The organism is Streptomyces sp. NPDC008139 (assembly GCF_042957025.1).
Taxonomy (GTDB): Bacteria; Actinomycetota; Actinomycetes; order Streptomycetales; family Streptomycetaceae; genus Actinacidiphila.
The window spans coordinates 208,520-220,208 of sequence record NZ_JBIBHM010000011.1; the positions used below are offsets into that span (position 1 = coordinate 208,520).

General features: G+C 73.2%; 13 protein-coding genes. 1 reads left to right on the plus strand and 12 read right to left on the minus strand.

Going from position 1 to position 11,689, the window contains the following annotated elements; genetic code table 11:
* Positions 1 to 2: 2 nt before the first annotated feature.
* Together ACFZBB_RS24330 and pyrR are read right to left on the minus strand one after the other, a co-directional pair.
* Positions 3 to 1,013 (minus strand): aspartate carbamoyltransferase catalytic subunit, encoded by a 1,011-nt coding sequence (locus ACFZBB_RS24330; RefSeq protein WP_391126067.1) that lies wholly within the window; start codon positions 1,011 to 1,013, stop codon positions 3 to 5.
* Positions 1,014 to 1,093: 80 nt separating this feature from the next.
* Positions 1,094 to 1,759: a bifunctional pyr operon transcriptional regulator/uracil phosphoribosyltransferase PyrR gene (gene pyrR / locus ACFZBB_RS24335; protein ID WP_391126070.1), complete on the minus strand. Its 666-nt coding sequence runs from the start codon at positions 1,757 to 1,759 to the stop codon at positions 1,094 to 1,096.
* A 185-nt stretch (positions 1,760 to 1,944) separates the two neighbouring features.
* Between pyrR and bldD the strand changes: the two genes are divergently transcribed.
* Positions 1,945 to 2,445, plus strand: a complete 501-nt coding sequence (bldD, locus tag ACFZBB_RS24340; protein WP_033174517.1) for a transcriptional regulator BldD — start codon at positions 1,945 to 1,947, stop codon at positions 2,443 to 2,445.
* Between the two features lie 293 nt (positions 2,446 to 2,738).
* Here bldD and ACFZBB_RS24345 read toward each other — a convergent pair whose 3' ends face one another.
* The 10 genes from ACFZBB_RS24345 to ACFZBB_RS24390 all read right to left on the minus strand — a co-directional run bounded on the left by ACFZBB_RS24345 (position 2,739) and on the right by ACFZBB_RS24390 (position 11,684).
* Entirely contained in the window at positions 2,739 to 4,202 is a 1,464-nt protein-coding gene (locus ACFZBB_RS24345; RefSeq protein ID WP_391126074.1) for an aminotransferase class V-fold PLP-dependent enzyme, read from the minus strand.
* A 108-nt stretch (positions 4,203 to 4,310) separates the two neighbouring features.
* Positions 4,311 to 4,736, minus strand: coding sequence for a transcription antitermination factor NusB (gene nusB, locus ACFZBB_RS24350; protein WP_188285183.1), 426 nt, complete (start codon positions 4,734 to 4,736; stop codon positions 4,311 to 4,313).
* A gap of 2 nt (positions 4,737 to 4,738) precedes the next feature.
* A complete protein-coding gene (efp, locus tag ACFZBB_RS24355) occupies positions 4,739 to 5,305 on the minus strand; it encodes an elongation factor P (protein ID WP_188285184.1) in 567 nt (188 codons plus the stop codon).
* A gap of 55 nt (positions 5,306 to 5,360) precedes the next feature.
* The gene (locus ACFZBB_RS24360; protein ID WP_391126078.1) at positions 5,361 to 6,464 is read right to left on the minus strand and encodes a M24 family metallopeptidase; all 1,104 of its coding nucleotides are present in this window, start codon (positions 6,462 to 6,464) and stop codon (positions 5,361 to 5,363) included.
* 164 nt (positions 6,465 to 6,628) lie between these two features.
* Complete coding sequence (locus ACFZBB_RS24365; protein WP_188285186.1) at positions 6,629 to 7,333, minus strand: AAA family ATPase; 705 nt, start codon at positions 7,331 to 7,333, stop codon at positions 6,629 to 6,631.
* 129 nt (positions 7,334 to 7,462) lie between these two features.
* On the minus strand, positions 7,463 to 7,903 hold the full coding sequence (gene aroQ / locus ACFZBB_RS24370; RefSeq protein ID WP_391126081.1) for a type II 3-dehydroquinate dehydratase: 441 nt from the start codon (positions 7,901 to 7,903) through the stop codon (positions 7,463 to 7,465).
* Positions 7,900 to 9,006 carry a 3-dehydroquinate synthase gene (gene aroB / locus ACFZBB_RS24375; RefSeq protein ID WP_391126084.1) on the minus strand — a complete coding sequence of 369 codons (1,107 nt, stop codon included), beginning with the start codon at positions 9,004 to 9,006 and terminating at the stop codon, positions 7,900 to 7,902. The genes aroQ and aroB overlap by 4 nt, the downstream gene beginning before the upstream one ends.
* Positions 9,003 to 9,518 carry a shikimate kinase gene (locus ACFZBB_RS24380; protein ID WP_391126086.1) on the minus strand — a complete coding sequence of 172 codons (516 nt, stop codon included), beginning with the start codon at positions 9,516 to 9,518 and terminating at the stop codon, positions 9,003 to 9,005. The genes aroB and ACFZBB_RS24380 overlap by 4 nt, the downstream gene beginning before the upstream one ends.
* Positions 9,515 to 10,699, minus strand: a complete 1,185-nt coding sequence (gene aroC / locus ACFZBB_RS24385; protein ID WP_391126089.1) for a chorismate synthase — start codon at positions 10,697 to 10,699, stop codon at positions 9,515 to 9,517. The genes ACFZBB_RS24380 and aroC overlap by 4 nt, the downstream gene beginning before the upstream one ends.
* 136 nt (positions 10,700 to 10,835) lie before the next feature.
* Positions 10,836 to 11,684 (minus strand): shikimate dehydrogenase, encoded by an 849-nt coding sequence (locus ACFZBB_RS24390; RefSeq protein WP_391126092.1) that lies wholly within the window; start codon positions 11,682 to 11,684, stop codon positions 10,836 to 10,838.
* Positions 11,685 to 11,689: the final 5 nt, after the last annotated feature.

An 11,689-nucleotide genomic window follows, 5' to 3' on the forward strand; every position in this document is an offset into this window, starting at 1 on the left:
GGTTACTTGCTCTCCTCGGTACGGGCGGGGGCGGTCGTCGCGGGTGCGGTCTCGGGGACGGGCACGGTGGTGGCGATGGCCGGTTCCGAGCCGCCGAGCAGCAGGTACAGCACGGCCATCCGGGTGCTGACGCCGTTGGCGACCTGCTCCACGACGGTGCAGCGCGGCGAGTCGGCGACCTCGGCGGTGATCTCCATGCCGCGGTTCATCGGTCCCGGGTGCATGACGATGGCGTGCTCGGGCAGCACCGCCATCCGCAGCCCGTCCACGCCGTAACGCCGGGTGTACTCGCGCTCGGTGGGGAAGAAGGCGGCGTTCATCCGCTCGCTCTGCACCCGCAGCATCATCAGCGCGTCGGTCTTGGCGAGCACCGCGTCGAGGTCGTAGCTGACCTCGCACGGCCACCGCTCGACGCCGATCGGCAGCAGGGTCGGCGGGGCGACCAAGGTGACGCGCGCGCCGAGGGTGTTGAGCAGCAGCACGTTGGAGCGGGCGACCCGGCTGTGCAGGATGTCGCCGACGATGGTGACGCGGCGGCCCTCCAGGTCGCGGCCGACGCCGGACAGGTGGCGGCGCATGGTGAAGGCGTCCAGCAGTGCCTGCGTGGGGTGTTCGTGGGTGCCGTCGCCGGCGTTGACCACCGAGCCGTTGATCCAGCCGGAGGTGGCCAGGCGGTGCGGCGCGCCGGACGAGCCGTGCCGGATGACGACGGCGTCGGCGCCCATCGCCTCCAGGGTCAGCGCGGTGTCCTTGAGGGATTCGCCCTTGGAGACCGAGGAGCCCTTGGCGGAGAAGTTGATGACGTCGGCGGAGAGCCGCTTGGCGGCGGCCTCGAAGGAGATGCGGGTCCGCGTCGAGTCCTCGAAGAAGAGGTTGACGACGGTACGGCCGCGCAGGGTGGGCAGTTTCTTGATGGGCCGGTCGGCGACGCGGGCCATTTCCTCGGCGGTGTCGAGTACGAGGAGGGCGTCGTCGCGGCTGAGGTCGGCGGCCGAGATCAGGTGGCGCTTCATGCGGGTCACTCCGGGGGTGCTGGGGCGGGTCAGGGCGCGCGGAAGCACAGGACCCCGGCGGGGGTCCTGTCCTGGATGCGCTAGTCGTCCGCCGGGAGGCCCTCGCGCGGCGCCGCGTCGTCCCGGTCCCGGCGGTCGCGCCGGTCGCGGTCCTTGTCGTCCTTCTGGCCGAGCAGGACGGTGTCGCGGCCGTCCTCCTCGGTGAGCTGGACCTTGACGGTCTCGCGCAGCGAGGTGGGCAGGTTCTTGCCGACGTAGTCGGCCCTGATCGGCAGTTCGCGGTGGCCGCGGTCGACCAGGACCGCGAGCTGTACGGCGCGGGGGCGGCCGATGTCGTTGAGCGCGTCGAGGGCGGCGCGGATGGTCCGGCCGGAGAAGAGCACGTCGTCGACGAGGACGACGAGCCTGCCGTCGATCCCGGTGGCCGGGATCTCGGTGCGGGCCAGCGCGCGCGCCGGGTGCAGCCGCAGGTCGTCGCGGTACATGGTGATGTCGAGGGAGCCGACGGCCGTCGTGCGGCCGGTGATCTCGGCGAGCTTGGCCGCCAGGCGCTGCGCCAGATAGACGCCGCGGGTCGGGATGCCGAGGAGCACCACGTCGTCCGCGCCCTTGGCGCGTTCCACGATCTCGTGGGCGATACGGGTGAGGACGCGGGCGATGTCGGGTGCTTCGAGCACCGGACGGGCGGGCGCGGGGTTCCGCTCGGCGGTATCGCGGTCTTCCGGGGTACTGCGGTCTTCGACCATGGGTCGGGGACCTCCTTCCCCGCCTCACAGGACGGGCATTAAAGGACGTCAGGGGTACGCGGCAACGGTATCAGGTGGCGCGGACCGCCCAGGTCAGCGACCGATCGGCCCTTTCCGGCTTGACGAGCGCGGATTACGCTGCGTAACCTCACAGTGAGTCACCGAGTTTCCGTCCGGGGAGCCATATGTCCAGCGATTACGCCAAGCAGCTCGGAGCAAAGCTCCGGGCCATCCGCACGCAGCAGGGCCTGTCTCTGCACGGCGTCGAGGAGAAGTCCCAGGGCCGCTGGAAGGCAGTGGTCGTGGGCTCGTACGAGCGCGGCGACCGTGCCGTGACCGTGCAGCGACTCGCCGAGCTTGCGGACTTCTACGGAGTTCCGGTCCAGGAGTTGCTGCCGGGTACGACCCCCGGCGGGGCGGCCGAGCCGCCCCCGAAGCTCGTCCTCGACCTGGAGCGCCTGTCCCAGGTCCCGCCGGAGAAGGCCGGGCCTCTCCAGCGGTACGCCGCCACGATCCAGAGCCAGCGCGGCGACTACAACGGCAAGGTGCTGTCGATCCGCCAGGACGACCTCCGCACCCTGGCCGTGATCTACGACCAGTCGCCGTCCGTACTCACCGAGCAGCTCATCGGCTGGGGCGTCCTCGACGCCGACGCGCGGCGCGCGGTCCAGCACGAAGAGGGCTAGGCGCCCGGCTCGCCCGAATAGTGCAGAAACGTCCCGCCGCCCGGTGCGGGCCCCTTTCCGGGGCCCGCACCGGGCGGCTCCGCGTTCCGGGGCGCCCGCCCCGAGGGGTGCGGTCCGTCGCGGCGTGTCGCGCGGTTCCCCGCGCCCCTGAGGGGTCCGTGCTTCCGCTTCCGGGCAGAGGACGCCTGCCCAGGGGCGCGGGGAACCGCGCGCTCAGCCGACGCGGCGCCGCGCGTTCCGGTCGCCGCACCGGGTTTTCCTGCGTGGCGGTTCGGGATCGGTGGCGGGCGCCGTCAGGCCGGGGCGCTCACGTACATCCGGGAGATGACCTCGGGCAGCAGGCGTTCGGTGAGGCGCGGGGGCAGGGCCTGGAGGACGGCGAGGACGGGGGCCATGCGGTCGGGCAGCGCGCCGCCGGGGCCGACGCCCGCGAGCTGGAGGGCGAGCGCCACCTCGTCGGGGCCGAGGGCGTCCGGGTCGAGGGCGGCGGCCAACTCCACGAGTCCGGGGTCGACGGCGGTCGGGCCGTACGCGCGGGCCCTGGTCACGGCGTCGGCCAGGTGGGCGACGAGTTCGTCGATCCGGTCAGGGTCCGCGACGGCGGCGGTGACCGTGAGGTGCACATTGGACGGTGAGCCGCCGAAGGCGGGCTGCGGCTGGAGGTACCAGCCGAGCAGCCGCATCTCGTCCGCGACCACGAACGGGTCGAGCGCCGGGTCGGCGGAGGCGACGGCCACCAGCGACGCCTCGGGGGCGCCGAGCACCCGCAGCCCCTCGATTCGACCGATCCCCTCGACCAGCCGTACGGTCGCCGCGTGCACGCGGCGGGACAGGTCGGTGTACCCGTCGGTGCCGACCCTGCGCAGCACCGCCCAGGCGGCGGCGAGCGGCCCGGCGGACTTGGTGCCCTGCAAGGTCGCGTTGACGACCGGGTAGCCCGGCCAGGAGGCGTGCGCGAACCAGCCGTGCCTGCGCAGTTCCGCGTCCCGGAAGAGCAGCACGGAGGCGCCCTTGGGCGTGTAGCCGTACTTGTGCAGGTCGACCGAGAGCGAGGTGACGCCGGGCACCGCGAGGTCGAAGGCGGGCGGCGGCGCGATGCCGTCGGCCAGCCGCCGGTGCGCCAGGTACCAGCCGCCGATGCAGGCGTCCACGTGGCACAGCGTGCCGCGTTCCGCGGCGGCCCGCGCCACCTCGGCGACCGGGTCGAGCACGCCGTGCGCGTAGGAGGGCGCGGAGACGACGACGAGGGCGGTACGGGGGCCGATGGCGGCTGTCATGTCCTCGGCCCGTACCCGGAAGGTCTCCGGGTCCACGGGGACGCTCACGACGGTGAGTCCGAAGAGCGCCGCGGCCTTGTGGAAGGCGGCGTGCGCGGTGACGGGGAGCACGATCTCGGGCGCGGTGACGCCGCGCGTCCTGCGGGCGTGCTCGCGGGCGGTGAGAACGGCCAGCAGGCAGCTCTCGGTGCCGCCGCTGGTGAAGGTGCCCGCCGTCCGCGGGCCGCCGCCGAGCACGGCCGCCGCCCGCCCCACGATGTCGTTCTCCAGCGCGACCACGCTGGGGAAGGCGGTCATGTCGAGGCCGTTGACGCCCGCGAAGGCGGCCTGGGCGCTCGCCGCCAGATCGTCGAGCCCGTCGAGTCCCGCGTCGTAGACGTACGCCATCGTCCGTCCGCCGTGCACGGGCAGGTCGGCGGCGCGCAGTCCGGCGAGGTGCTTCAGGATCGCGTCGTCGGTCCGGTCGTCCGTTTCGTCCATGCGCGGGAATCTAGGCCAGGGCCAGGACACACACCAGGCCCGAAGCAGAATATTGTTCAACTTCTGCTTCGGGCCCGGAAGGACGGGCCGGGCGCTCGGGCGCGGGTCCTACCGCTTGAGCGTCGGCTTCAGTTCCATCAGCCGGGCCAGCAGCCCGTTGACGAAGGCCGGTGACTCGTCGGTGGAGAACTCCTTGGCGAGCTGCACCGCCTCGTCCAGCACGACCGCGTCCGGGACGTCGTCCTCCCAGAGCAGCTCGTACGTGCCGAGCCGCAGCACATTGCGGTCCACGACCGGCATCCGGTCGAGCGACCAGCCGACGGAGTAGCTGGACAGCAGTTCGTCGATCCGCTCGGCGTGCGCCTCGCAGCCCTCGACGAGCCGCATCGTGTACTCGGTGACCGGCGGCTGCCGGTCGTCGGTCCTGGCGAGCCGGATCCAGTCCGCCATGGCGGTCTTGGGGTCGACGCCCCGCTGTTCCGCCTCGAAGAGGATCTGGAAGGCCCGCTTGCGGGCCTTGTTCCGGGCAGCCACGGTTAGCTGTTCACCCGGCCGAGGTAGTCGCCCGTACGGGTGTCGACCTTGACCTTCTCGCCCGTGGTGATGAAGAGCGGGACGCCGATCTCGTAACCGGTCTCCAGGCGGGCGGGCTTGGAGCCGCCGGTGGAGCGGTCGCCCTGGACGCCGGGCTCGGTGTACTCGATGACCAGCTCGACGGAGGCGGGCAGCTCGACGTAGAGCGCGGAGCCCTCGTACATCGCCACGACCGCCTCGAAGCCCTCAAGGAGGTAGTTGGCGGCGTCGCCGACCGTCTCGGGCGCGATGATGATCTGGTCGTAGGTCTCGGTGTCCATGAAGACGAAGTCGGTGCCGTCCTTGTAGGAGAACTGCATGCCGCGCTTGTCGACGTTGGCGGTCTCGACCTTCACGCCCGCGTTGAAGGTCTTGTCGACGACCTTCCCGGAGAGCACGTGCTTCAGCTTGGTGCGCACGAAGGCGGGGCCCTTGCCGGGCTTGACGTGCTGGAACTCGACTACGGTCCAGAGCTGGCCGCTGTCGAGCTTGAGCACGAGGCCGTTCTTGAGGTCGTTCGTGGTGGCCACGGTTGCGGAATCTCCTGAAAGTGCTGCTTCGGGGACCGAGGAGGGCACACGCCCGTCACAGGGCGAGCAGTTCCTTGGTCGTGATGGTGAGTAGCTCGGGCCCGCCGTCCGCCAGTGGACGTACGACGAGTGTGTCGTCGATGCGGACACCGCCGCGGCCCGGAAGGTGGACCCCCGGTTCGACGGTGACCGGCACGCAAGCGTCCAGTTTACCCATGGCCGCAGGTGACAGCCGAGGGTCCTCGTCGATTTCCAGACCCACGCCATGTCCCGACCACTGTGCCAGACCCTCCGCGTGGCCGGCGGCGGTGAGCGGGCTCCGGGTCGCGTGGTCGACGTCTCGGCAGGCCACACCGGGTGCGAGCGCCTCGCGGCCGGCCCGCTGGGCGGCGAACACCAGCTCGTAGAGGTCGATCTGCCAGGCGGCGGGAGCGGTGCCGATGACGAACGTACGGCCGACTTCGCAGCGGTAGCCGCGGTAGCGGGCGCCGAGCCGGACGGTCAGGAAGTCGCCCTCCTCGACGCGGCGGTCGGTCGGCACGTGCCGGGGCGCGCCGGAGTTCGGCCCGGTGCCGACTGAGGTGCGGAAGGCGGGGCCCTCTGCGCCGTGGTCGACCAGGCGGCGCTCCAACTCCAGGGCGAGGTGCCGTTCGGTGCGGCCGACCAGGATCGACTCCAGCAGCTCGCCGAGTGCCTGGTCGGCGATCTCCGCGGCGATCCTGAGGTTGGCGATCTCGTGCTCGTCCTTGACCAGCCGGAGCTGTTCGACGGCGCCGCCGAGGTCGGACAGCGGGAGCGCGCCGACGACCGAGCCGATCGCGCGGTGCCGGGTCACCGTCAGGTGGTGCTCCTCGACGGCGAGGGAGTCGGCGTGGTGTTCGCGGGCCAGGTCGGCGGCGGCCACCGCCGCGTCGCCGTCCGGCGTCGCCAGCACCACCGCGCGCAGGTCGCCGGGCAGCGGTTCGTCGCGCTCGTCCTGCGGTGGGGTGAGGTGCACCAGCGCGTCGTCGTCCGGGCCGATCAGCAGCGCCGCGCCCTGCGGCGCGCAGCCGGTCAGGTAGCGGATGTTCGCGGGACGGGTCACCAGCGCGGCGGACGCGCCGTTCGCCGCGCACCGGTCGCGCAGCCGTGCTCTGCGTGCTGCGTGCACCTCGGACATGTGGCGAGCGTATGGGCGCGTCGGCGGCCCGGCTTCCTGAGCGCGTCCACCCGTGGCGCCGGGCCGCCGGCCGCCGCCTCCGCCCGTACCGCCGAAGGCTCGCCTGCGGCGTGAGCCCGTACCGCTGGGCGCTCTGCCGCCGCTGCCGGACCGTGCCGGGCGGGCTACCAGATGGGCGGGCCCTGGGCGCTGCGGGCCACGACGCGGTCGAGGGCGGCGGCGGCGGAGACCACGTCGAGCTGGGAGTTGTCGATGATGGGCAGGCCCGAGCCGTACCAGCCCGCCATACGGCCGTGGATGCGGGCGACTTCCTCGTCCGACAGGCGGCGGTTCCCGGTGCGCTCCGCGTTGCGGGTCAGGACGACGTCGAGTCCCGGGAGCAGGACGACGGGGAGCAGGCCGGGCCCGACGTGCCGCTTCCAGCCGCCGAGGCCGACGGCGGGGCGGTCGGGGAAGACGGCGTCGTCGATGATGCAGGAGACGCCGTTGGCCAGGAAATTACGGGCGGCGAAGCCGCAGGTGCGGCGGGCCAGCCGGTACTGCGCCTCGGAGTGCTCGTTCCACCCCGCCTGCGGGTCGGCGAAACCGGCCCGCACCCATTCGCGTACGTCGTCCAGGCTGATGTGCGCGGTCGGCGCGCCGCGGTGGTCGGCCCAGTGCCGCGCGATCGTCGTCTTGCCCGCTCCCGCCGCGCCGATCAGCAGCACGGCTATCGGGCCGTGCGAGGCGCCGGACAGCGAGCCGTTGCCGTGCGGCGCCGGGACCTGCACGGGCGCGGGCGACGACAACGGGAAGTGCCCCGTACTGACGCCCGTCCCCTGGGGCGGGGTGGGGCCACCGGGCTGCGGCGCCCCCACAGCGTGCTGCATCTCGCCCCACTCCATCCCGTACGGAGGATCAGCTTCTTGAACCGGCCGGTAACGAACCCGTTCGACACGGAACGGTACAGCCCCTGACGGCCGTTGTGTGAACGAGCCGCGCTCCTCCAAGGTGCCCCTCTAGGAGGCGCCGTCCTCCGCGAGGGCGCGCAGCGCCAGCCGGTACGAGCCGATGCCGAATCCGGCGACCGTACCGGAGGCGACGGCGGCCACGACGGAGTTGTGCCGGAACGTCTCGCGCGCGTACGGGTTGGAGATGTGCACCTCGATCAGCGGCGCGGTCCGCTGCGCGGCGGCGTCGCGCATCGCGTAGGAGTAGTGCGTGAAGGCGCCGGGGTTGAGGACGACGGGAATCCGGCCGTCGGCCGCCTCGTGCAGCCAGCCGATCAGCTCCGCCTCGTCGTTGGTCTCGCGGACCTCGACGTCGAAGCCCAGCTCGGCGCCGAGCTTGGTGCACTCCTCGACCAGACCCGCGTACGAGGTCGCGCCGTAGACGTCGGGCTCGCGGGAGCCGAGGCGCCCGAGGTTGGGGCCGTTGAGCACCAGGACGCGGGTGGTCACGCGGAGACCTCCCCGTAGGCGGCGAGCAGGACGGCCGGGTCGGGGCCCTCCAGCACGGTCGGCTTGGCGAGTCCGTCGAGGACGATGAAGCGCAGCATGTCGCCGCGGGACTTCTTGTCGACCTTCATGGTCTCCACCAGCTTCGGCCACTGGTCGCCGCGGTAGGTCAGCGGCAGTCCGACGGACTCCAGGACTGCGCGGTGCCGGTCGGCGGTCGCGTCGTCCAACCGCCCGGCCAGGCGGCCGAGTTCGGCGGCGAAGACCATGCCGACGGAGACGGCGGCGCCGTGCCGCCAGTTGTAGCGCTCGTTCTTCTCGATCGCGTGCGCCAGCGTGTGGCCGTAGTTGAGGATCTCGCGGAGGCCGGACTCCTTGAGGTCGGCGGAGACGACCTCGGCCTTGACCCGGATGGCGCGTTCGATCAGCTCGCCGGTGTGCGGGCCCTCCGGGCGGCGGGCGGCGGCCGGGTCGGACTCGATCAGGTCGAGGATGCCGGGGTCGGCGATGAATCCGGCCTTGATGATCTCGGCGAGGCCGCTGACGTAGTCGTTGACCGGCAGCGAGGCGAGCGCGGCGAGGTCGCAGAGGACTCCGGCGGGCGGGTGGAAGGCGCCGACGAGGTTCTTGCCCTCGGCGGTGTTGATGCCGGTCTTGCCGCCGACGGCCGCGTCGACCATGCCGAGGACGGTGGTGGGCACGGCGATCCAGCGCACTCCGCGCAGCCAGGTCGCGGCGACGAAACCGGCCAGGTCGGTGGTGGCGCCGCCGCCGACGCCGACGATCACGTCGGTGCGGGTGAAGCCGGTCTGGCCGAGCGCCTTCCAGCAGTAGGCGGCGACCTCGGCGGTCTTGGCCTCCTCGGCGTTCGGGAGCTGGATGGCGATGGCATCGAAGCCCTGCTCCGCGAGGTCCTCGCGGATCGCCTCGCCGGTCCCGGCCAGCGCCTCGGGGTGCAGGACGGCCACCCGGCGCGCCTTGGGCCCGATCAGTCCCGGCAGTTCGCCGAGGAGCTGGTGACCGACCAGCACCTCGTACGCCTCGGTGCCCGCCGTGGCACCGACCTGGATACGGGTGGGGGGCGCCACCGCGTCGTTCTCGCTCATGCGTCCTTCAGTTGGAGTGCGTCGAGGACGGCCTCGGCCACGTCCTCGGGGGTGCGGTCGTCGGTGCTGACCACGGCGCGGGCGATCTCCGTGTACAGCGGGCGGCGTACGTCCATCAGCTCGCGCCACTGCTGGCGCGGGTTGACCGCGAGCAGCGGGCGCGGCGCGTCCAGGCCGACGCGGCGGACGGCCTGGTGCAGGCCGACGTCGAGGAAGACCACCGGCAGACCGGCCAGCAGGTCGCGGGTGGGGCCGTCCATGACGGCGCCGCCGCCCAGCGACAGCACTCCCTCGTGCTCGGCGACGGCGGCGCGGACCGCGGCGCGTTCCAGCTCGCGGAAGCGCGGCTCGCCGTCGTCGATGAAGATCTCGGGGATCGGCTTGCCCGCGACGGCCTCCACATCGGCGTCGGTGTCGCGGTACGTGGTGCCCAGCCGGTCGGCGAGCGCGCGGCCGACGGTGGTCTTGCCCGCTCCGGGCGGGCCGACGAGGACGATCGCCGGGCCGGTCACTGGATCGCCAGGTTGTCGAGGAAGCCGCGGACGCTGCGCCGGGTCTGTACGACCGAGTCGCCGCCGAACTTCTCGGCTACCGCGTCGGCCAGCACCAGGGCGACCATCGCCTCGGCGACGATGCCCGCCGCGGGCACCGCGCACACGTCGGAGCGCTGGTGGTGGGCCTGGGCGACCTCGCCGGTGGTGACGTCGATGGTGGCGAGCGCGCGGGGCACGGTGGCGATCGGCTTCATCGCGGCGCGGACCCGCAGCACCTCTCCGGTGCTCATGCCGCCCTCGGTGCCGCCGGACCTGCCGGAGGCGCGCCGGATGCCGTCGGGGCCCGGCACGATCTCGTCGTGCGCCTTGGAGCCGGGCACCCGGGCCAGGTCGAAGCCGTCGCCGACCTCGACGCCCTTGATCGCCTGGATGCCCATCAGCGCGGCGGCCAGCCGTGCGTCGAGCCTGCGGTCCCAGTGCACGTGCGAACCGAGGCCGACCGGCACTCCGTACGCCAGCACTTCCACGACGCCGCCGAGCGTGTCGCCGTCCTTGTGGGCCTGGTCGATCTCCGCGACCATCGCCTTGCTCGCGTCCGCGTCCAGGCAGCGCACCGGGTCCGCGTCGAGCCGCTCCTCGTCGCCGGGCACCGGCACCACGCCGTAGGGCGCCTTCGCCCCGGCCAGTTCCACCACGTGCGAGACGATCTCGATGCCCGCGGTCTCCTTCAGGTACGACCGCGCGACCGCGCCCAGCGCCACCCGCGCCGCGGTCTCCCGCGCGCTGGCCCGTTCCAGCACCGGCCGGGCCTCGTCCAGGTCGTACTTCTGCATCCCCGCCAGGTCCGCGTGGCCGGGTCGCGGCCGGGTCAGCGGCGCGTTGCGCGCCAGGCCCGCCAGGATCTCCGGGTCCACCGGGTCGGCCGACATGACCTGTTCCCACTTGGGCCACTCGGTGTTGCCCACCATCACGGCCACCGGGCTGCCCATGGTGAGGCCGTGCCGTACGCCGCCCAGGAAGGTCACCTCGTCGCGCTCGAACTTCATCCGCGCCCCGCGCCCGTATCCCAGCCGCCGCCGCGCCAGCGCGTCCGCCACCAACTCCGTGGTGACCGGCACCCCGGACGGCAGCCCCTCCAACGTCGCGACGAGTGCGGGTCCGTGCGACTCCCCCGCGGTCAGCCAGCGCAACCTGCTCAACGGTGCTCCCTCGATGTGCGCGTCCCGGTCCGGCCGCCCCCGAGCAACGGCGTGCCGTCCTGTCCCCCGATCCTCCCACGCCGACGTGCCGTGCCCCGACACGGTCCACCGTGCGGACAGCGACCGGTCGGAACCGTCACCCCCGCGGCAGCGCGGCCTCGCCCGCCGCGCGCATGGCCGCGAGGGGGGCGGGGGCGTGGCCGGTGTACTGCTCGATCTGGAGGACGGCCTGGTGGACCAGGAGGTCGAGGCCGCCGACGACCGGGGCGTCACGGCGGGACCAGGCGGCGGCCAGTGGGGTGGGCCAGGGGTCGTAGAGGACGTCGAAGAGGGCGCCGGGGGTGGGCGGGACGGCGGGGGCGAGGTGGTCGGCGGCGCCGGCCGGGGTGGTGGCGATGACCAGCGGCTCGGCGAGGGCCTTGGCGGCGTCGGCCCAGTCGGCGACGCGCACGGCGACACCGAGGCGTTCGCCCCACTGCCGCATCTCGGCGGCGCGCGCCGGGCCGCGCACGTACGCGGTGACCTCGGCCGTGCCGAGCCGCGCGAGCGCGGCCAGCGCGGAGGAGGCGGTGGCCCCGGCGCCGAGGACCGCCGCGGACGGCGCGGAGGTGATGCCGCGCTCCCGCAGGGCGGCGAGCATGCCGGGGATATCGGTGTTGTCGCCCCTGCGGCGGCCGTCGGGGCCGAGCACGACCGTGTTGACGGCCTCCACGGACGCGGCCGTCTCGGTGATCTCGTCCAGCAGCGGGATCACGGCCCGCTTGAGCGGCATCGTCAGCGACAGACCGCGCCAGACGGCGGGGTCGAGGCCGCCGATGAAGCCGGGCAGCGCCGCCTCGTCGACCTCGAAGCGGTCGTAGCGCCACTCGTCGGCGAGGCCCATCGCCTCGAACGCGGCCCGGTGCAGCACCGGGGAGAGCGAGTGCGCGATGGGTGACCCGAGCACCGCCGCACGGCGGGTGCCCGGGTGTCCGGTCGTGTCCACGGAAG

Bases quoted from the DNA above. Each gene is read 5' to 3' on its own strand.
- ACFZBB_RS24330 (WP_391126067.1), bottom strand. From the start codon at position 1,013: ATGAAGCGCCACCTGATCTCGGCCGCCGACCTCAGCCGCGACGACGCC.
- pyrR (WP_391126070.1), bottom strand. From the start codon at position 1,759: ATGGTCGAAGACCGCAGTACCCCGGAAGACCGCGATACCGCCGAGCGG.
- bldD (WP_033174517.1), top strand. From the start codon at position 1,945: ATGTCCAGCGATTACGCCAAGCAGCTCGGAGCAAAGCTCCGGGCCATC.
- ACFZBB_RS24345 (WP_391126074.1), bottom strand. From the start codon at position 4,202: ATGGACGAAACGGACGACCGGACCGACGACGCGATCCTGAAGCACCTC.
- ACFZBB_RS24360 (WP_391126078.1), bottom strand. From the start codon at position 6,464: ATGTCCGAGGTGCACGCAGCACGCAGAGCACGGCTGCGCGACCGGTGC.
- ACFZBB_RS24365 (WP_188285186.1), bottom strand. From the start codon at position 7,333: ATGCAGCACGCTGTGGGGGCGCCGCAGCCCGGTGGCCCCACCCCGCCC.
- aroB (WP_391126084.1), bottom strand. From the start codon at position 9,006: ATGAGCGAGAACGACGCGGTGGCGCCCCCCACCCGTATCCAGGTCGGT.